Source organism: Streptomyces sp. NRRL F-5727 (genome assembly GCF_000719555.1).
Classification (GTDB): Bacteria; Actinomycetota; Actinomycetes; order Streptomycetales; family Streptomycetaceae; genus Streptomyces.
This window is the reverse complement of sequence record NZ_JOGX01000038.1, coordinates 95,663-114,207: the sequence shown is the minus strand read 5'-3', so window position 1 is coordinate 114,207 and position 18,545 is coordinate 95,663. Positions and strand designations below refer to the sequence as shown.

The following is an 18,545-nucleotide window of genomic DNA, read 5'->3' as shown; positions in this document are numbered from 1 at the left end:
GGTCCGGGGTCTCCCGGGGGTGCGCGGCGGGCGCGGCGAGGGCCGGGGGCGGCGGGGGCGTGGTGGGGTTGAGGAGGTCGCGGTGGAGGGCGGTCAGTTCGGGGCCGGGGTCGGTGCCGAGGGTGTCCGCGAGGGTGCGGCGGGCCGTCTCGTACGCGGCGAGCGCGTCGGCCGGCCGGCCCTCGGCGCGCAGGGCGCGGATGAGCTGGGCGTGGAAGCCCTCGTCGTACGGGTGGGCGGCGGTGAGCGCGGTCAGTTCCGGGACGAGTCCGTCGACGGCGCCGCGCCGCAGGTCGGCCTCGACGCGGCGGCGCAGGGCGGCGAGGCGCTGGGCCTCGGGGCGGACGCCCGCCGGTCCGGGCAGGTCGGCGAGGGCGGGGCCGCGGAAGAGGCCCAGGGCGTCCCGGAGGAGGGCGGCGGCCGTCTCGGGGTCGCCGGCGTCGAGGCGGGCGCCGGCCTCGGCGGCGCGGCGCTCGAACACGTACAGGTCGACGTCCTCGGGTGCGGCGGCGAGCCGGTACCCGGGGCCGGGCGTGGCTTCGACGGCCTCCCGGCCGAGGATCCGGCGGAGGCGGGCGACGAGGGCCTGGAGGGCGGCGGGCGCGTCGAGCGGCGGCTCGTCCCCGTACACGTCGTCGACGAGCTCCCCGACCGGGACGGCACGTCCGCCGCGCAGCGCGAGCGCGGCGAGCAGCGCGCGCAGCCGGGCGCCGCCGAGGGGCAGGGGGGTGCCGTCGGGGCCGAGGGCCTCGGTGGTGCCGAGGAGGAGATACCGCACCGGCCCATTCTTGCCGCCGGGGGCGGGGGGCGCCTCGGGGTTTCCCCGGACTGTGGACAACGGCGCCGGGCGGTCGGAATCCGGCGGTGTCCAGGGTGAAGCCGAGGGGGGCGGGGAGCGGGACCTCGTCCCTCCAGCTTGTGGACGGACGCCGGGGCCCGGCCGAGAAGCCCTTCACTCGAACGGGCGTGCTGGGACGTTCATCGCGCCGGCAGGGACCGGGACGCCGGGATCAGCGGCCCCTGGACCGCGCGCGGAGCGCGCGGGGTGGCCGTGTCGGTCCAGCAGGAGCCCCGGCGGGCGAGGAGGCGGCGGAGCCAGAGTTCGGTGGAGACGAGGTCGGCGAGGCCGTCGAGGGGGACCCGGGCGCCGTCGGCCGCCGCGCGCAGGGCCTCGCGGACGGTGCCGGCCTCGATGAGGCCCGCGTCGGCGAGGAGGGGCGCGTCGAAGAGGGCCAGCAGGTTCGGGAGGGCTGCGCGCAGGCCCGCGCGGGCGGTGCCGGCGGGCACCGCCGGGTAGGGGGCGCCCCAGCCGGGCGGCAGGTCGCGGATGCCGGTGTCGGCGAGGACCGTGCGCAGGACGCCGGCCCGCGCGTCGGGCTGGACCCGGAGCGCTTCGGGGAGGTCCCGGCAGGCGCGGACGACCTGGTTGTCGAGGAAGGGGGCGTGCAGCCGCTGGCCGCGGATCTCGGCGGCCTGTTCCAGCACCCGGTGGTCGGCCGCGGCCCGGGCGAGGGCCGCACGCGCGCGTGCGTCGCCGGGGCGCTGGACGGCCGGCGGCAGGGTGGCGGCGCGGTTGAGGCGGAACGACACCTCGGCCAGCGCCTCCCCGGTGAGCCAGCGGGCCGCCGGTCCCGGCCGGGACCAGGCGAGGGCGGAGAGCGAGGCCGCCAGCGGACCGTGGGCGTCGGCGGGGGCCCGGTTGGCGTCGAGGACGTGCCGGGCGGCGGTCTCCAGGCCGGTCCGGTAGGGGGTACGGGCGAGCCTGCGCGCCGCGCGGTAGACGGTGACCGGCACCAGGAAGGAGCCCGCCGACGGGCCGGTCGCCCTGGCGAGGGCGGTCACCGGGCGGACCAGGGAGCGGCGCCTGCGGTCCATCAACAGGTCGGCGAGGCGGGCCGGGTGGGCGTCCAGGACCTGTCGGGCGCCGAGCCCGGTGAAGTGGTCGGCGCTGCCGCCCGCGAGCCGCCTGCGGTGCCGTTCGGCGGTGACCAGCGCGGGCCCGGGCTCGTCGGTGAGCGGCCCGTCCAGGGAGGCGTACGGCAGGGCCTCCTCGCCCGCGGTGACGACCACGTGGCGCAGCCGGGGGTCGGCCGCCAGCTCCCGGGCGCGCTCCAGTTCGGCGGTCCGGCCGGGGCCGGGCTTGGTGGCGAGGTCGTTGAAGGTGACGGCGAGCAGCCGCTCCCCCGCGCCCGCGTGCCCGACGAGGGTGCCGGGCACCCCGGGCAGTCCGGCGGCGAGGAGGGCGAGGGTGGCGGAGGCGCTGCCGCCGGACAGGTCGGCGCCGATGCCGGGGGCGGGGCCCGCGCCGCGTGCCGCCCGCCGGTCGGCGGGGCCCATGCCGGGGACGGGTCCGGGGTCCGGCGGCGGCGCCTCGGGCGCGTGCCGGGGGGCGGTGAGCCGGGCCCGTACGGACTCCACGAGCGCGTCCCGGACGGCCTCGACGGCCTGCCGGGGGTCGGCCTGCGGCGCGGCGACGGCGAGCGAGGCCACCGTCTCGTACCCGGCGATCTCGCGGGAGCCCTCGCGCAGGATCAGCACGTGGCCGGGCGGGACGCGGCGGACGCCCTCGTACGGGGTGGAGTCGCGCAGCGCCTCCGGTGACTCGGGGCAGGCGAGCAGCGCGGCGAGGTGGCCGATGTCGAGCTGGGCCTCGACGAGGTCGGCGAGCGGGAGGGCGGCGGTGGCGTAGGCGGTGCCGCCCTCCCAGGGGGTGTGGAAGACGGGCCGGGCGCCGGCGAGGTCGCCGGTGACGGTGACCCGGCGGCCGGCCTTGACGACGGCGGTGTAGCTGCCGGGCCAGGCGGTGAGGTGGCGCAGGGCACCGCCGCGCGCGGTGACGAGGCCGCGGCGGAGTTCGTCGTCGCTCGCGGCGCAGCAGCCGAGGACGGCGAGCCGGGTGCCGTCGTCGAGGGAGACCACCCGCACCTCGTCGGGGCGCCAGTCGCCGACCGCCCAGAGGGGGTCCGGATCGCCCCACAGGAGCTGTGCGCCCACCGGCTGCACCGTGCGCCCCCCGACGTGCCCGCCGCTCTCGGCGAACGGCTGGGCCTGGGGCGGTGCTCCGGAGCCGTACGCGTGTGCGCCGTTGGCCGCTCCGGGGCGTGCGCCGGCGGTCGTGGCGTATCCCGCGGCGACACTGCTCCAGCCCACCAGCCATCGCATCGGCGCCTCCACGTCTGTTTCGGTGGGGGCCATGCTGCCATGACAACGGCGCACGGGGGGCCGGGAGGCGGGGCGGGCGGGACGGGCCGCGGTACGGCTCCTGCGGCGATGAATTCGGCCGATTCTCGCTCCTGGAAGGAGGTTTGACCTGCCGTCAGCCGCTGAAGGGATCGCGGAGGCGGCGGCCACCCGAAGGCTCCGCGCACCCGCCGGCGGTCCGGTTCCCGGCAGTCCGGGAGGCGACCCGCCCCCCGGCGCCGTCCGCCGCCCGCGGGGAATGGAGCGGCGGTGTCCCCCAGCCCACCGGTACGGGACCAGGCACCCGAGAGGGCTCCGCTCCCGGCCGGACGGGCCGACCCACGCAGCACTCATCGAAGCCGCCCCGGCCCGGAGCGACGAGAGCGCACGGCCGGGCGCACGGCCACACGGCCGGAGCACGGCCCGGCCGGCGACGCCCTCCGGTCGGCTGGTCACACAACAATCTCGCCATACGGAACTCCGCCCCTTAACGGTGGGGATGCGGCGAACTACGCTGTGTTTACGAATGCCGCCCGCCTATGCCCGGCGTCGCGGCGGCCGTCTGGATGTCGAGGGGTGGCGTATGTCCAGGGAGCAACGCGGGCCGAACGAGAAGCTCGGCGCCGTTCTCGCCCTCGCGGGAATCAGCAACGCCGGCCTCGCCCGGCGCGTCAACGACCTCGGTGCGCAGCGCGGTCTGACGCTTCGTTACGACAAGACCTCGGTGGCCCGCTGGGTCTCCAAGGGGATGGTGCCGCAGGGCGCCGCGCCGCACCTGATCGCCGCCGCGATCGGGCAGAAGCTGGGCCGGCCCGTGCCGCTGCACGAGATCGGGCTCGCGGACGCCGACCCGGCGCCGGAGGTGGGTCTCGCCTTCCCCCGGGACGTCGGCGAGGCGGTCCGCGCCGCCACCGACCTCTACCGGCTGGATCTGGCCGGGCGGCGGGCCGGCGGGGGCGGCATCTGGCAGTCGCTGGCCGGCTCCTTCTCGGTGAGCGCCTACGCGACCCCGGCGTCCCGGTGGCTGATCACCCCCGCCGACCCGTCGGTGGAGCGGGAGGCGGGGCGGCCGGGCGGCGGCCCCGGACCGGCCGGCGCCGCGGACCACGCGCGCGTGGGGCACAGCGACGTCGCCAAGCTGCGCGAGGCCGCCGAGGACGCGCGCAAGTGGGACTCCAAGTACGGCGGCGGGGACTGGCGCTCGTCGATGGTGCCCGAGTGCCTGCGGGTGGACGCGGCGCCGCTGCTGCTCGGCTCGTACTCCGACGAGGTCGGCCGGGCGCTCTTCGGGGCGACCGCCGAGCTGACCCGGCTCGCCGGCTGGATGGCCTTCGACACCGGGCAGCAGGAGGCCGCCCAGCGGTACTACATCCAGGCGCTGCGGCTCGCCCGGGCCGCCGCCGACGTGCCGCTCGGCGGCTACGTCCTCGCCTCGATGTCCCTCCAGGCGATCTACCGGGGCTTCGCCGACGAAGGGGTGGACCTGGCGCAGGCGGCACTCGAACGGAACCGGGGGCTGGCCACCGCCCGCACCATGTCCTTCTTCCGGCTCGTCGAGGCCCGCGCGCACGCCAAGGCCGGGGACGGGCCCGCCGCGGCGGGGGCGCTGAAGTCCGCCGAGGGGTGGCTGGAGCGCTCCCGGGAGGGCGACGCCGACCCGACGTGGCTCGGTTTCTACTCGTACGACCGGTTCTGCGCGGACGCCGCCGAGTGCTACCGGGACCTGCGGATGCCGCGCGAGGTGCGGCGCTTCACCGAGCAGGCGCTGTCCCGGCCGACCGAGGAGTTCGTCCGCTCGCACGGGCTGCGGCTCGTCGTCTCGGCCGTCGCCGAGCTGGAGTCCGGCAACCTCGACGCGGCCTGCGCGGCGGGCACGCGCGCGGTGGAGGTGGCCGGGCGGATCTCCTCCGCGCGGACCACCGAGTACGTACGGGACCTGCTCCACCGCCTGGAGCCGTACGGGGACGAGCCGCGGGTCATGGAGCTGCGGGAGCGGGCCCGGCCCCTGCTGGTCGCCCCGGCGTGACGGCGCGCGCCGGGGCGCGCGGCGGTGTGACGGCCGGCGACGGGGCGCGCCCGAAAGCGTGACGCGCATCCCACGACGTGGGCGTTTAGCGGGAATGTCAGTGGGCCAGTGCACTATCAGGGGTGGGAGGTGGCGCTGGTGTTTGACTGTGACGTGCTGGTGATCGGCGGCGGGATCGTCGGTCTGTCGACGGCGTACGCGCTCCAGCGCGCCGCCCCCGGCACGCGCGTCGCCGTCCTGGAGAAGGAGGAGGGCCCCGCGCGCCACCAGACCGGGCGCAACAGCGGCGTCATCCACAGCGGCATCTACTACCGACCCGGCTCCCTGAAGGCGCGGTTCGCCGTCGAGGGCGCGGCCGAGATGGTCAAGTTCTGCGCGGAGTGGGACATCCCGTACGAGGTGACCGGCAAGCTCGTCGTCGCCACCGCGCGCGAGGAGCTGCCCCGGCTGCACGCGCTGGTCCAGCGCGGGCGGGAGAACGGCATCCCGGTGCGCGAGCTCGGCCCGTCGCAGATCACCGCGTACGAGCCGCGGGTGCGGGGGCTCGCGGCGATCCACGTCGGCACGACCGGCATCGTCGACTACAAGGCGGTCGCCCGGCGGCTCGCCGAGTCCTCCGGCGCGGAGATCCTCTACGGGGCGGAGGTCACGGCCGTGGACCGGCGCCCGTGGGGCGTGGCCGTCCGCACCGCCGACCAGCGGATCCTGCGCGGGAAGGTCCTGGTCAACTGCGCGGGGCTGCACTGCGACCGGGTCGCGCGGCTCGCCGGCGACGACCCGGGCATGCGGATCGTGCCCTTCCGGGGCGAGTACTACGAACTGGCCGACCCCTCGCTCGTGCGGGGCCTGGTCTATCCGGTGCCGGACCCCGCCTTCCCGTTCCTCGGCGTGCACCTCACGCGGGGCATCGACGGCGGCGTCCACATCGGGCCGAACGCGGTGCCGGCGCTCGCCCGCGAGGGGTACGACTGGGGGGTCGTCCGCCCCGGCGAGCTCGGCGGCACGCTCGCGTGGCCCGGCTCCTGGGCCATCGCCCGGCGGCACTGGAGGTACGGCGCGGGCGAGCTGCGCCGCTCCCTGTCGAAGCGGGCCTTCACCGAGGCGGTGCGGCGGCTGCTGCCCGGCGTCTCCGAGTCCGACCTGCGGCCGGCGGCGGCGGGGGTGCGGGCGCAGGCGGTGCTGCGGGACGGGACGCTGGTGGACGACTTCCTGATCCGGGAGGGGCTTCGTACGGTGCATGTGCTGAACGCGCCTTCGCCTGCGGCGACGGCCTCCCTCCCCATCGGCCGAGAAATAGCCCACCGAGCCCTGGCCCACCTCTAGCCGACCCGCACCTCCGTGTGGGCAGGCGTGTTCCGCTGGGGGTGGGCGCCGCCCCCAACGGGGCGGCGCGGCTGTCGGGCGCCGCTCGCAGCGGAGCGGTGGGGCGGCGGCGGGGCCCGTACCATGGGGTGCATTGTGTTTGAGCAGCGTGAGAATCACAGCGGGGCCGTCGCCCGCAGGGGCAGCCGTATGTTCGCGCCCGGGGAGGGGCCCTCGCCCGACCCCGCCGGTGCGCACTTCGAGCGCCGGATCCGCAGTTTCCAGCCGCGGCGGAGCCGGGTGACGGCCGGCCAGGCCGAGGCGATGCTGAAGCGGTGGCCCGACTGGGGGCTGGACATCGACGGCAAGCGGGTCCTGGACCTGCGCGAGCTGTTCGGCGGGCTGCCGGTCGTCCTGGAGATCGGCTTCGGTATGGGCGAGGCGACCGCGCAGATGGCCGCCGCCGACCCCGGCACCGGCATCCTCGCGGTGGACGTGCACACCCCGGGGCAGGGGAACCTCCTCGGGCTCGCCGACCGCAACGGGCTCACCAACGTCCGGGTCGCCAACGGCGACGCGATCATCCTGCTGCGCGAGATGCTCGACCCGGCCGCCCTCGACGGCTGCCGCGTCTACTTCCCGGACCCGTGGCCGAAGAAGCGGCACCACAAGCGGCGTCTCATCCAGCCCGAGTTCCTGACCCTGCTCGCGACCCGGCTGAAGCCGGGCGGGGTCCTGCACTGCGCCACGGACTGGGAGCCGTACGCGGAGCAGATGCTGGAGGTGCTGTCCGCGCACCCCGACTTCGAGAACACCGTCCCCGACGGCGGCTACGCGCCCCGCCCCGACTTCCGGCCGCTCACCCGCTTCGAGGGCCAGGGCCTGGACAAGGGGCACGTCGTGCACGACCTGCTCTTCCGGAGGAAGTAGCCCTTCCTCGGGTAACCCTTCGCTCCTGTCGGTGCGGCTCGTTAGGGTCGGTCCGTGACGCACCCCATGCCGCCACCCCAGCCCGAGCCGACCGCCGATCCGCAGGCCACGGCCTTCGTCCCGGCGCAGGCCGGCCCACCGGCCCGAGAGATACCCGCCGACGCGATGGCGCCCCTGCCCGCGCGCGACGGCGACGAGCCGTCGTTCGCCGTGGCCGCCGACCGGAGCCAGTGGCGGTACCGGCCCCGGCGGGCGTTCTGGCGGAGCCGGATCGTGCGGGCCGTCGCCGTGATCACGCTCCTCGCGCTGTGCGCCCTGGTGATCCTGGCGCTGGTGCGGGAGCAGACCGGCACGGAGGGGTTCCTCGTCGGCCTGGGCCTCGCGGTGTTTCCCGTACCGCTGCTCATGGCGGCGTTCCGCTGGCTGGACCGGGTCGAGCCGGGACCGTGGAAGAACCTGCTGTTCGCGTTCGCGTGGGGCGCGTTCGCCGCCGCCCTCGTCGCGATCCTCGCCAACACCTTCGCCGTCCGCTGGATCGCCACCGCGACCGCCGACCCGCGTTCGGCCGACGACCTCGGCGCCACGGTGATCGCCCCGGTGGTGGAGGAGTCCGCGAAGGCCGCCGCGATCCTGCTGCTCTTCCTCTTCCGGCGGCGGGACTTCCGGAGCCTGGTCGACGGGGTGGTGATCGCCGGTTTCACCGCGACCGGCTTCGCGTTCACCGAGAACATCCTCTACCTGGGCAACGCCTTCGGCGAGGACCAGGACCTCGGGGACGGCGGGATCGGCGCCGTCACCGCCGGCACCTTCTTCGTCCGGGTCGTGATGTCGCCGTTCGCGCACCCGCTCTTCACCGTGCTCACCGGCATCGGCTTCGGTCTGGCCGCGCTCGCCCCGCGCGGCAGGCGGCTGCGCCGGGTGCTGCTGCCGCTCGCCGGACTGCTGCTCGCGATGGGCGTCCACGCGCTGTGGAACGGTTCGGCGACCTTCGGCGGGCCGCTCGCCTTCTACGCCGTGTACGGGATCTTCATGGTCCCGGCCTTCGGTCTGCTGACCTGGCTGGCGGTGTGGAGCCGGCAGAAGGAGCTGCGGACGATCGCCGGGGTGCTGCCGGCGTACGCGGCGGCCGGCTGGCTCTCCCCGGAGGAGCCGCTGGCGCTCTCCTCGATGCGGGCCCGCCGCACCGCGCGGGCGGTGGCGTCCCGGACGTACGGGAAGGCGGGGGCGCGGACGGTCGGCGAGTACGAGTCCTTCGCCACCACCCTGGCGTTCCTGCGCGAGCGGGCCCGCCGGGGCACGGTCCCGGTGCCGGACTTCGCCGCGCGGGAGCAGGAGCTGCTGCACCACCTGTGGGAGCGGCGGGCGACGGCCTCGCCCGCGCTCTCGTACGCGGCGCGGGCCACGGGCCGGGTGTGGGTGCCGCCGCAGTACCTCGACTACGGCGGCTACAACCCCTACAAGGGCTAGCCCTCGGGGGTCTCCGACGCGGCCGTGAGGCGGGCGAGCTCGTCCGCCGTCAGCGTCAGGCCGGCGACGGCGACCAGCGCCGGCACCTGCTCGACCGTGCGGGCCGAGGCGATCGGGGCGGCGACGGTGGGGCGGGAGGCGAGCCAGGCGAGGGCGACGGTGGCGGGCTCGGCGCCGTGGGCCTCGGCGACCTCGTCGAGGGCGGCGAGCACGGCCTGCCCGCGCGCGGTCTCGGCGAGGGCGGAGCCCCGGTGGGCGCGGACGCTGTCGACGGTCCGGCCCGGGCGGTACTTGCCGGTGAGGAAGCCGGAGGCGAGGCCGTAGTACGGGACGGCGGCGAGGCCCGCGACGTCGGCGGTGTCGAGGAGCGGGCCCTCGTACTTCTCCCGCGCGACGAGGTTGTACTCGGGCTGGAGCGCCACGTACCGGGCGAGCCCCTCCGCCTCGGCGAAGTCGAGGGAGGCCCGCAGCCGCTCCGGGGAGATGTTGGAGGCGGCGACGGCCCGCACCTTGCCGTCCTTCACCAGCTGGTCGAGGGCGGTGACGATCTCCTCCACCGGCACCGACTCGTCGTCGAAGTGCGTGTAGTAGAGGTCGATGTAGTCGGTGCCGAGGCGGCGCAGGGACTCCTCCGCGCCGGCCTTGATGGTGGCGGCGGAGAGACCCTTGAGCGGGGAGTGGGCACCGACCTTGGTGGCGACGACGATGTTGGAGCGGTTGCCCCGGGCGGCCAGCCAGCGGCCGATGATCGTCTCGGACTCGCCGCCCTCGTTGCCCTCGACCCACTCCGAATAGACATCGGCGGTATCCACGAAGTTGCCGCCGGCGGCCGCGTAGGCGTCGAGGACGGCGAAGGACTGCTGCGCGTCGGCGCTCCAGCCGAAGACGTTGCCGCCCAGGGCGAGCGGGAACACACGCAGGTCGGAGGTGCCCAGCGGGCGCAGAGTCGAGGTCATGCCGACATCAACTCCGTGCACCGCCGGGCGTATTCCGGTCAGGGAGCCTGAACCCCGGCCGGAAAGCGACTCAGACCGTCAGGCCCTTGGACCGCAGCCACTCGGCCGGGTCGATGCCCGAGCCGTCCGGGGTGTGGACCTCCATGTGGAGGTGGGGACCGGTGACGTTGCCGGTGGCGCCGACGCGGCCGATGGTCTCGCCGGTGGTGACGGTCTGGCCGGCGGAGACGGTCATGGAGGAGAGGTGGCAGTACCAGATCTCGGTGCCGTCCTCCAGCTGCAGGACGATCCGGTAGCCGTACGAGCCGGACCAGCCGGCGGACGTGATGGTGCCGCCGTGCACCGCCTTGAGCGGGGTGCCGGTGGGGGCGGCGAAGTCGAGGCCCGTGTGGTAGCCGGAGGACCACATCGACCCCGACTGCATGTAGGTGGAGGTCAGCGTGTACGAGGAGAGCGGCATCGAGTAGCTGGCGGCCAGCTGGGCGAGCCGCTCGGCCTCCGCCTTCTCGGCGGCGATCCGCTCGGCCTCGGCCTTCTCCTCGGCGAGCCGCTTGGCCTCCGCTTCCGCCTCCGCCTTGGCCTTCGCCTCCGCCTCGGCCTTGGCGGCGGCCTCGGCCTGGGCCGCGGCGTCCGCCGCCGCCTTCTCGGCGGCGGCCTTCTCGGCGGCCAGCTTCTCGGCGTCGACGGCGGCCTGCTGCTGCTGTTCGGCCTGCTGGAGGATGCGGGCGCGCAGGGCCTCGCCGGCGTCGGCGGCGGAGGCGGTGCGCTCCTCGGCGGCGGCGCCGGCGGCGGTGGTGTCGGCCGGGGCGGTGTAGGTGATCGAGGTGAGCGGCTTGGCGGCCGCGCCGCCGGTGGCGACCGGCGCGGAGTCCTGCGCCTCGGCGGTCTCCTCGTCGCCGCCGGACAGCAGGGAGCCGACGCCGGGCAGGTCGTGGGCGTCCGGGAGGCCCAGGTCGGGGAGGTCCGGCAGCGAGATCGCGACCGGGGGCTTCTCCTGCGCGGTGGCGAGGCCGCCCGCGCCGACGGCGGCGATGACGCCGACGCCGAGGACGGTGGAGGAGCGGGCGAAGTTGGAGCGCTGCTTCACGACCCGGTGCCGGCCGCCGGCGCGGCTCTCGGCGCGCAGGGAGCCCTCGGTCGGGTTCCACTCCCCGGGAGCGGGGGTGAAGGAGGCGGTGTCGTACGCGCTCGCGCCCGACGCTGCGCCGGCCGGGTCGTCCGCTCCGACGGCACCCGGGCCGCCGAAGGGGTCGAAGGGGGCTCCGGGTACGGGGGTGTTGGACGCCACGGGGGCGCGCTCCTTTCCTTCCTTCTCGCCTACCGGGTTAGCTGACGGGTTCGGAGCAGGAAGGTCTCCTACAGGCGTGTTCGCACGGGGAGGTGCGAGGGGCCCGATTCACCCCAAGGGATGGTTCCCCGGTTCCCTTTCGGGATTCGGCACGTGCGCACGGAGCCGCCTCTTGCGACGGCTGGGACGACCGCGCTGCGTTATCGAACGTTAATAGACAGGGTGGTCCGATTCCAAGCCGTTCCTCTTGATCATTCATTGAATTGGCAGGGATTCGCCCGAGTTGAGCCCCCTTCAGTACGGCTCCGGCAAACCCCGGGAATCTGACGTTGTGTCAATTGTTATCGCTGCGACACCCCCTGACCACGGACCGTGACGGCCGCCCGTTCTGTCAACCCGCCGGCCCGGGCGGCACCACCGGCATCGTCCGCCGCCGCTCCGGGGCACCGGCCGTCGGCCGGCTCACCGCGAGCAGCGCCATGTCGTCGGTCGACCCCCCGCCGGTGTGCCGCCGCACGTCGTCCACGAGCGCGTCGAGCAGCTCCTCGGGCCCCGGGAAGACAGCCCCCGCGAGCCGGGCCGCCGGATCGTAGAAGACGCCGTACGCGTCCCGCGCCTCCGAGAGGCCGTCGGTGTAGAAGAGCAGCGTCGCGCCCGGCGGGTACGGCCGTTCGTCGGCCCGGTCCGGCCAGACCGACAGCTCCCCCATCCCGAGCGGCAGCGCCGCCTCGGTCGGCTCGACCGTCTCCAGGCGCCCGTCCCCGTACAGCAGCAGCGGCGGCGGATGCCCCCGGTTCACGACCCGTACGACCCCGCCCTCCCGGGGAACCTCCGCGAGCACCGCCGTCGTGAACCCCTCGAAGGCGTCCAGCCCCTCGCGCCGGGCGCCCTCCCGCGTGAGGGCGCGTTCGAGCCGCTGCGCCACCCCCTCCAGCGTCGCCTCCTGCTCGGCCGCCTCCCGGAAGGCCCCGATGACGACGGCCACCGCCTCCACCGCGTCCATCCCCTTGCCCCGCACGTCCCCGACCACCAGCCGCACCCCGTGCGGGGAGTCCTGCACCGCGAACAGGTCGCCGCCGATGAACGCGTCCGCCTGCGCCGCCTCGTACCGGGCCGCGCACTGCAGCCCCGCGATCCGCTCCGCCGGCATCGGCAGCACCGCCCGCTGCGCGGCCTCCGCGATCACCCGCGCCGACGCCAGCCGCTCCCCGCTGCGCCGCACCACCAGGTTGATCAGCATCGCCAGCGCCGAGACCGTCACCACGGTCAGGGTCTCGGTCAGCGAGGGCACGTCGGACAGCGTCTCGTTGTACGCGTGCAGCCCGACCGAGGCCAGGATCGCCGCGAGTCCGGTCAGCAGGGTCGTGAGCCGGGAGAAGAACGGCGCCGCGACCAGCGGGGCGGCGGAGAAGAGCGGCGCCGCCGTGTACGCGGGCGGCGTGGACAGGTCGAAGAGCACCCCGCCGACGATGATCAGCGGCGGCAGCGCGCGCAGGAACCTCCGGGTGGCCCCGAAGGGGGTGGCCGGGGGCTGCGGATCGCCCCCGTACGGCCCCCGGGGCGCGACGGACCGGGCGATGCGCCGGCCGGGCCGATCGCCCCGCCGCCCGCCGTCCGCCGCTCCCCGAGGGTGCGTCACCTTGAGTACTCCTGACCGGTCGCCGGCCCGCCGCCGCGCACCCTCCCAGGGTGGCCGCGACGGAGCCGCGGGGCGACCGGCGGGGGGCCGACCGGCGTATCCGGACGACGAGCACGCGCGCGGGGGGAGCCGCGTACGGGACCGGACGACGAGCACGCGCGCGGGGGAGCCGCGTACGGGACCGGACGACGAGCACGCGCGCGTGGGAGTCGCCTATCGGGAGCCCCGTACCCGACCCGTCACTCCGTCCGCAGCCGCCCGCCCCGGCCCAGCGCCGCGACCGCCGCCGCACAGCCCAGGCCGACGCCGCCGAGCGCCAGCCACGGCACCGCCGTCCATCCCGTGACGTCGAGGAGCAGGCCCGTACCGAGGTTCCCCAGTGTGATCCCGACCCCGCAGACGGTGTTGTAGAGCCCGTAGTGGGTGGCCACCCAGCGGCCCCGGGAGAGGGCGACGACGGTGTCCATCTCGTACGGGTAGAGCACCGCGTTCGCCACCGCGAGGACCGCCGCGCACAGCAGCAGCGCCGTCACGCCCCGGCCCAGCGCGGCCGGCAGCAGGAAGGCGCCGCCCATCAGCGCGAGCCCGGCGACGAGGCTCCGCTCGCGGCCGAGCCGGGCCGCGCACCAGGCGGTGATCCGCAGCTGCCCGGCGAGCGCGACGAGCGCGGAGACGACGAACAGCGCGGTCGTGGCGCCGGTGCCGCCCGCCGCGAGCGGCAGCGCCAGATAGACCTGGAAGGACAGCACGTACGACCCGGTCATGGCGAGCGAGAAGAGCCAGAAGACCCGGTTGCCGAGGACGGTGCGGAACGGGCCCCGGGCCCCGGCCTCCTTCGGCTCCGGCCGCCCGCCGCCCGCCGAGACCGGCAGGTGCCGCAGCTGGACCAGGGTCAGCCCGAGGAAGAGCAGGGCGGCGACCACGCACGTCAGCCGGAACGACACCCCGGTGAGCGCCACCCCGACCAGCGGGCCGAGCAGGATGCCGGCCTGGTAGTAGGCGTTGAACAGGGCGAACGCCTCCACCCGGCGCTCCTCGCCCGCCTCCGCGGCCAGGCACGCGCGCACGGCCGGGTTGAAGAGGGCGCCCGCGAGGCCGGTGGCGAGCGAGGCGGCGACCAGCACGGGCAGCGACTGGGCGAGGGCGAGCCCGCCGAAGCCGAGGGTGCGCAGGGCGCAGCCCGCGACGATGAGCGGCTTGAAGCCGAACCGGTCGGCGAGCGCCCCGCCGACGAGGAACATGCCCTGCTGGGAGAGGTTCCGGACGCCGAGGACGAGCCCGACCGTCCAGGCCGCCATGCCGAGCCCGTCGGCCAGGTGGGCGGCCAGGTAGGGCATCAGCATGTAGAAGCCGAGGTTGATGGTGAGCTGGTTGAGGAGGAGGAGCCGGACGGCCGGGCCGAAGGTGCGGCTCCGCTTCCAGAGGCCGCCGCGGGGCGACCGGGCGGGGGTGATGTCCGTCGTGCTCAACGCGCCGCACCCGCCCGCCGGTCCAGGACCCGCCGGGTCCACCCCTCGATCCCCTCCGGCCCCTGGTACGCGGCCGGTTCGTCCCGTACGGGTCCGTCGAGGAGGCCGTGGGCGGCGCAGTAGGCGTCGTTGAAGACGGTGTCGAAGTAGCGCTGGGGTCCGTCGGGGAAGACGGCCGCGATCCGGGTGCCACGCGGGCGCGTGCGGGCCAGCCAGCCGGCCACCAGGGCGACGGCGCCGACGCTCCAGCCGCCGGTGGCGTACTGGCGGGCGGCGAGCCGCCGGGCCGAGCGGACCGCCTCCGCGGGGGCCACCCAGTGGACCTCGTCGAAGGCCGCGTGGTCGACGTTGGCCGGATGGATGGAGGAGCCGAGGCCGCGCATCAGCCGTTCCCCGGCCGGCAGGCCGAAGACGGTGGAGCGGATCGAGTCGACGCCGACGAGCTCCAGGGCCGGGCTGCTGGTGGCCCGCAGCGCGCGGGCGATGCCGGCCGAGTGGCCGCCGGTGCCGACCGCGCAGACGAGGACGTCGATCCGGTCGAGCTGCCCGGACAGTTCGGCGGCGAGCCCGGCGTAGGCGGCGGGGTTGTCGGGATTCCCGTACTGGTCGGGCCACCAGGCGCCGTCGAGGCGGGCGAGGAGTTCGGCGACCCGGTCCTTGCGGGCCTGCTGCCAGCCGCCGTGCGGGTGGGGCTCGGTGACGACGTGCACGGTGGCGCCGTGGGCGACGAGCATCCGCTCGACGAGGGGCTCCAGGCCCGGGTCGGTGACGACGTGCACGGGGTGGCCGTGGAGCACCCCGGCGAGGGCGAGCCCGAGGCCGAGGGTGCCGGAGGTCGACTCGACGACGGGGGCACCGGGCCGCAGATCGCCGCGGCGGCGGGCCTCCTCGACCATGTGGAGCGCCGGCCGGTCCTTGATCCCGCCGGCGTTGAAGCCTTCGAGCTTGGCCCAGTAGCCGTCGTCGGTCCACAGCACGGGCGTGTTGCCGACGGGCGGATGAGAGCGCGCGGGCGTGTACGGAGGCACGGGCGCGTGCAGGGGCATGGGGGTGTGCATGGGTGTGGGTACGTCCTCGGAGTGGGTGGTGCGCCGGAAGGGGCCTGACTGTCGCGGGGCGAGAGTCGGCGGTCAGTTCCGGTCCACTCCGAGGGCGATGAGCAGCCGTCCGGGTTCGGGGCAGGGCCCCGCGCGGGTGCGCGCGTGGCGCCGTTCCGCCGCCGGCGGCAGCGTGCCGTCGCGGTCGGCGGCGACGGCCGCGCCGGGTCCGGGCGGGTCGAGCTGCGGGGCGGCGGCCGTCTGCGCGGAGAGCGGCAGCTCGGCCGCGTGGCCCTCGCCGCCCTGCCCGCAGCCGTGCGGGACGGGCCCGTGGACGGGGCCGGCCTCGGCGACGGCCGCGCCGGTGGCCGCGTGCCCGGCCGCGGCGGGCGCCGCGTCGGCGGGGACGCCGTGGCAGAGCCCCGCGAAGAGCGCGACGAGCGCGAGGAGCAGCAGGAGGACGGGCGCCCGTCCTCCTGCTGCTCCTCGCCCGATCGGCACACTCGGCTCACGCATGGCGTTCACGACGTTACGTTCCGCATTCACGTCCGGGCAAAGGGACAGGCGCGGAGCGGGACGGTTTCGGCCAGGGTTTACTTCGGACGCGCCCGGGCGGGGCGGGTCACAGGTTGCGCTCGGCCCACACCTTCAGGGCGTCGCGGACCAGGACGGCGGTGCCCTCGCCGTGCCGGTCGTAGTTCTGGGTGAACCGGGGGTCGTCGACGTACATCTGGCCGAGCCCGATCAGGTACTCCTTCGTCGGGCTGGTGGTGACGGAGAGCCAGTCGTACTGCCTCCGGGCCAGCGCCTGCACCTCGTCGCTGTCCGGCGCGAGCCCGGCCGCGGCCGCCGCGCCGAAGTCGCGGGCGATGCCGGCCTGCGTCTCCATGAACTCCTTCTTCTCGGCCTCGCTGAGCGAACGCCACCAGCGGTCGCCCTTCTCGTACGCGTCGCGGCCCCACCGTTCGGTGACCTCGGCCTCGTACTGGGTGTGGTCGAAGCCGTCGAAGACTTCCTCGGCCATGAGCTGTTCTCCTCTCTCGGTCTTGTGGAGAGTGGTCCGCACGGCCTCGATCTGCCGCCCGATGCGCTCGCGCTCCTGCTGGAGGAGGGCCAGATGCGTGCGCAGGGCGGCCGAGGTGTCCCGCTGGCCTTCGAGGACCTCGGCGATCGCGGGCAGCGAGAGCCCGAGCTCGCGCAGCAGCAGGATCCGCTGCAGCCGCACGAGCGCCGCCTGGTCGTAGTACCGGTAACCGTTCGCGCCGATCCGGCTCGGCTCCAGCAGCCCCAGCTCGCCGTAGTGGCGGAGCGTGCGGCTGGTGGTGCCGGCCTTCCTGGCGATCTCCTGGATCGACCGCCTTCGGGCTACTGAGTAGCGGGGACAGGATTTGAACCTGCGACCTCTGGGTTATGAGCCCAGCGAGCTACCGAGCTGCTCCACCCCGCGTCGGTGAATATGACCTTACGGCATGGGCGGCGAAATCCGAAATCCGTTTCCTCAGCAGCCGCAGTCCTCGGCGTCGACGGGTGCCGTCAGCGGGTCCGCGGCGCGCTGGGCCGGGCCCTCCCAGGTCTCGTAGGCGAAGCCCTCGCGCGCCCAGTACTCGAAGCCGCCGAGCATCTCCTTCACCTGGAAGCCCAGCTCGGCGAGGGCGAGCGCCGCGCGCGTGGCGCCGTTGCAGCCGGGGCCCCAGCAGTAGGTGACGACCGGGACGGCCTTGTCGAGGAGCTGCTCCGCCTGCTCGGGGATGAGCGCGGTGGGGAGGTGGACGGCGCCGGGGATGTGGCCCTGGTCCCAGGAGGCGGTGGAACGGGAGTCGATCACCACGAAGCCGGGGTCCGTGCCGTCGGCCGCGGCGGTGGCCAGGGCGGCGGCCACGTCGGAGACGTCCGCGTGGAAGGCGAGGCTGGCGGAGAAGTAGGCGGCCGCGGCGGCGGGCGAGGCCGGCGGGGTGCGCAGTACGGGGTTGACCTGGGTGCCTGTCGTCGTCATGGTGATCAATCTACGGATGTCGATCAATGCGCTGAAGTGGCGTTCCACGGCGCTCTCGGGCAACGGCCGGGGAAACCCTGGTGATCCGCCCGGGACGGCGTGGATCTCACGGGCCGAGACCGGTGGAGCCCTGCCGGGGCTGTGTCCGGACGCGGGCACGCGCGCGTGGGGCCGCCGCTCCGTTGTCACATCCACGGGTTCTGGTCCGTCATGGAGGCATGACGGGAAGCGAAGGGGGAGATCGGCGGATGGACGCGAGCACAGCGGACGGCACCACTTCGGACGGCGGCACGGCGGGCGGCGGCACGGCGGGCGGCGGCACGGCGGGCGGCGGCACGGCGGGCGGCGGCGTGGACGCGGACGCGCTCGCGCGCCGCTTCGACGCCGACCGCGGGCACCTGAGGGCCGTCGCGTACCGCATGCTCGGCTCGCTCAGCGAGGCCGAGGACGCGGTCCAGGAGACCTGGTTCAAGCTCAGCCGCACCGACGTCAGCGGCGTCGCCAACCTCACCGGCTGGCTCACCACGGTCATCGGCCGGGTCTGCCTGGACATGCTGCGCTCGCGCGGCTCGCGCCGCGAGGACCCGCTCGACTCCTTCGTCCCCGACCCGATCGTGCACATCCCCGGCGCCGGAGACCCGGAGCACGCCGCCGAACTGACGGAGTCGGTCGGCCTCGCGCTCCTCGTCGTGCTGGAGACCCTCGCCCCCGCCGAGCGGCTCGCCTTCGTGCTGCACGACATGTTCGCCGTCTCCTTCGACGAGATCGCGCAGATCGTGGACCGTACGCCCGCGGCGGCCCGGCAGATGGCCAGCCGGGCCCGGCGGCGCGTGCAGGACGCCGCCCCGGGTCCCGGCCCGGACCCGCGCCGCCAGCGGGAGATCGCCGACGCCTTCCTCGCCGCCTCGCAGGGCGGCGACTTCGAGGGGCTGCTCGCCGTCCTCGACCCGGACGCGGTGCTGCGCGCCGACGGCGGCACGCTCCTCTCCGGCGTCTCCAGGCTGATCCGCGGCGCCGAGGAGATCACCCGCCAGGCCCTCTTCTACGCGACCTTCCGCCACGCCGCGCTGCCGCTGGTCGTCAACGGGCAGCCGGCCGTCCTGTCGGTCGTCGACGGCAAGCCGGGCTCGCTCATGGTCTTCACCGTCGTCGGCGACCGCATCGTCCAGCTGCACGTCCTCGCCGACCCGGAGCGGATCGCCGCCCTGGACATCCCGGAGGAGGCCCTGGCCCGCGCCGTCCACCCGGCGTGACCTGG

15 protein-coding genes, 1 tRNA gene and 1 riboswitch are annotated in these 18,545 nt (G+C 75.5%); of the genes, 5 read left to right on the top strand and 11 right to left on the bottom strand.

What is annotated here, in order from left to right; translation table 11 throughout:
• Together IF73_RS0124270 and IF73_RS0124265 are read right to left on the bottom strand one after the other, a co-directional pair.
• Positions 1 to 778, bottom strand: a 778-nt coding sequence (locus IF73_RS0124270; RefSeq protein WP_199806710.1) for an AfsR/SARP family transcriptional regulator, incomplete at its 3' end; no start/stop codon positions are given.
• A 200-nt stretch (positions 779 to 978) separates the two neighbouring features.
• Positions 979 to 3,162 carry an asparagine synthase-related protein gene (locus IF73_RS0124265; protein WP_037880276.1) on the bottom strand — a complete coding sequence of 728 codons (2,184 nt, stop codon included), beginning with the start codon at positions 3,160 to 3,162 and terminating at the stop codon, positions 979 to 981.
• Positions 3,163 to 3,763: 601 nt separating this feature from the next.
• Here IF73_RS0124265 and IF73_RS0124260 point away from each other — a divergent pair.
• The 4 genes from IF73_RS0124260 to IF73_RS0124245 all read left to right on the top strand — a co-directional run bounded on the left by IF73_RS0124260 (position 3,764) and on the right by IF73_RS0124245 (position 8,905).
• The gene (locus IF73_RS0124260; protein WP_031011599.1) at positions 3,764 to 5,206 is read left to right on the top strand and encodes a hypothetical protein; all 1,443 of its coding nucleotides are present in this window, start codon (positions 3,764 to 3,766) and stop codon (positions 5,204 to 5,206) included.
• 138 nt (positions 5,207 to 5,344) lie between these two features.
• Positions 5,345 to 6,529, top strand: a complete 1,185-nt coding sequence (gene lhgO / locus IF73_RS0124255; protein WP_031011597.1) for an L-2-hydroxyglutarate oxidase — start codon at positions 5,345 to 5,347, stop codon at positions 6,527 to 6,529.
• 189 nt (positions 6,530 to 6,718) lie between these two features.
• Positions 6,719 to 7,438 (top strand): tRNA (guanosine(46)-N7)-methyltransferase TrmB, encoded by a 720-nt coding sequence (trmB, locus tag IF73_RS0124250; protein ID WP_234338331.1) that lies wholly within the window; start codon positions 6,719 to 6,721, stop codon positions 7,436 to 7,438.
• A gap of 165 nt (positions 7,439 to 7,603) precedes the next feature.
• On the top strand, positions 7,604 to 8,905 hold the full coding sequence (locus tag IF73_RS0124245) for a PrsW family intramembrane metalloprotease (protein WP_051717253.1): 1,302 nt from the start codon (positions 7,604 to 7,606) through the stop codon (positions 8,903 to 8,905).
• Here the strand turns inward: IF73_RS0124245 and IF73_RS0124240 are convergent.
• The 9 genes from IF73_RS0124240 to IF73_RS0124200 all read right to left on the bottom strand — a co-directional run bounded on the left by IF73_RS0124240 (position 8,902) and on the right by IF73_RS0124200 (position 17,287).
• Positions 8,902 to 9,861 carry an aldo/keto reductase gene (locus IF73_RS0124240; RefSeq protein WP_031011584.1) on the bottom strand — a complete coding sequence of 320 codons (960 nt, stop codon included), beginning with the start codon at positions 9,859 to 9,861 and terminating at the stop codon, positions 8,902 to 8,904. The two genes, IF73_RS0124245 and IF73_RS0124240, sit on opposite strands and share 4 nt — an antisense overlap.
• 70 nt (positions 9,862 to 9,931) lie before the next feature.
• A complete protein-coding gene (locus tag IF73_RS0124235) occupies positions 9,932 to 11,149 on the bottom strand; it encodes a M23 family metallopeptidase (protein WP_031011583.1) in 1,218 nt (405 codons plus the stop codon).
• 11 nt (positions 11,150 to 11,160) lie between these two features.
• A riboswitch (cyclic di-AMP (ydaO/yuaA leader) is annotated at positions 11,161 to 11,311 on the bottom strand.
• A 229-nt stretch (positions 11,312 to 11,540) separates the two neighbouring features.
• Positions 11,541 to 12,788 carry a PP2C family protein-serine/threonine phosphatase gene (locus IF73_RS0124230; RefSeq protein WP_420706581.1) on the bottom strand — a complete coding sequence of 416 codons (1,248 nt, stop codon included), beginning with the start codon at positions 12,786 to 12,788 and terminating at the stop codon, positions 11,541 to 11,543.
• Positions 12,789 to 13,027: 239 nt separating this feature from the next.
• Positions 13,028 to 14,257, bottom strand: a complete 1,230-nt coding sequence (locus tag IF73_RS0124225) for an MFS transporter (RefSeq protein ID WP_234338330.1) — start codon at positions 14,255 to 14,257, stop codon at positions 13,028 to 13,030.
• Complete coding sequence (locus IF73_RS0124220) at positions 14,254 to 15,303, bottom strand: PLP-dependent cysteine synthase family protein (protein WP_031011579.1); 1,050 nt, start codon at positions 15,301 to 15,303, stop codon at positions 14,254 to 14,256. Before IF73_RS0124220 ends, IF73_RS0124225 begins: the two co-directional genes overlap by 4 nt.
• An 84-nt stretch (positions 15,304 to 15,387) precedes the next feature.
• A complete protein-coding gene (locus tag IF73_RS41170) occupies positions 15,388 to 15,810 on the bottom strand; it encodes a hypothetical protein (protein WP_158822126.1) in 423 nt (140 codons plus the stop codon).
• A gap of 106 nt (positions 15,811 to 15,916) precedes the next feature.
• On the bottom strand, positions 15,917 to 16,645 hold the full coding sequence (locus tag IF73_RS0124210; RefSeq protein ID WP_031011575.1) for a MerR family transcriptional regulator: 729 nt from the start codon (positions 16,643 to 16,645) through the stop codon (positions 15,917 to 15,919).
• Between the two features lie 22 nt (positions 16,646 to 16,667).
• Positions 16,668 to 16,741: transfer RNA gene (locus tag IF73_RS0124205), tRNA-Met, on the bottom strand.
• A 51-nt stretch (positions 16,742 to 16,792) separates the two neighbouring features.
• On the bottom strand, positions 16,793 to 17,287 hold the full coding sequence (locus IF73_RS0124200) for a rhodanese-like domain-containing protein (RefSeq protein WP_031011573.1): 495 nt from the start codon (positions 17,285 to 17,287) through the stop codon (positions 16,793 to 16,795).
• A gap of 248 nt (positions 17,288 to 17,535) precedes the next feature.
• On the opposite strand from IF73_RS0124200, the gene IF73_RS0124195 reads away from it, so the two are divergent.
• Positions 17,536 to 18,540 carry a sigma-70 family RNA polymerase sigma factor gene (locus IF73_RS0124195; protein ID WP_078868220.1) on the top strand — a complete coding sequence of 335 codons (1,005 nt, stop codon included), beginning with the start codon at positions 17,536 to 17,538 and terminating at the stop codon, positions 18,538 to 18,540.
• Positions 18,541 to 18,545 lie beyond the last annotated feature (5 nt).

Bases quoted from the DNA above. Each gene is read 5' to 3' on its own strand.
- IF73_RS0124220 (WP_031011579.1), bottom strand. From the start codon at position 15,303: ATGCCCCTGCACGCGCCCGTGCCTCCGTACACGCCCGCGCGCTCTCAT.
- IF73_RS0124260 (WP_031011599.1), top strand. From the start codon at position 3,764: ATGTCCAGGGAGCAACGCGGGCCGAACGAGAAGCTCGGCGCCGTTCTC.
- trmB (WP_234338331.1), top strand. From the start codon at position 6,719: ATGTTCGCGCCCGGGGAGGGGCCCTCGCCCGACCCCGCCGGTGCGCAC.
- IF73_RS0124245 (WP_051717253.1), top strand. From the start codon at position 7,604: ATGGCGCCCCTGCCCGCGCGCGACGGCGACGAGCCGTCGTTCGCCGTG.
- IF73_RS0124195 (WP_078868220.1), top strand. From the start codon at position 17,536: ATGGACGCGAGCACAGCGGACGGCACCACTTCGGACGGCGGCACGGCG.
- IF73_RS41170 (WP_158822126.1), bottom strand. From the start codon at position 15,810: ATGCGTGAGCCGAGTGTGCCGATCGGGCGAGGAGCAGCAGGAGGACGG.
- IF73_RS0124265 (WP_037880276.1), bottom strand. From the start codon at position 3,162: ATGCGATGGCTGGTGGGCTGGAGCAGTGTCGCCGCGGGATACGCCACG.
- IF73_RS0124240 (WP_031011584.1), bottom strand. From the start codon at position 9,861: ATGACCTCGACTCTGCGCCCGCTGGGCACCTCCGACCTGCGTGTGTTC.
- IF73_RS0124200 (WP_031011573.1), bottom strand. From the start codon at position 17,287: ATGACGACGACAGGCACCCAGGTCAACCCCGTACTGCGCACCCCGCCG.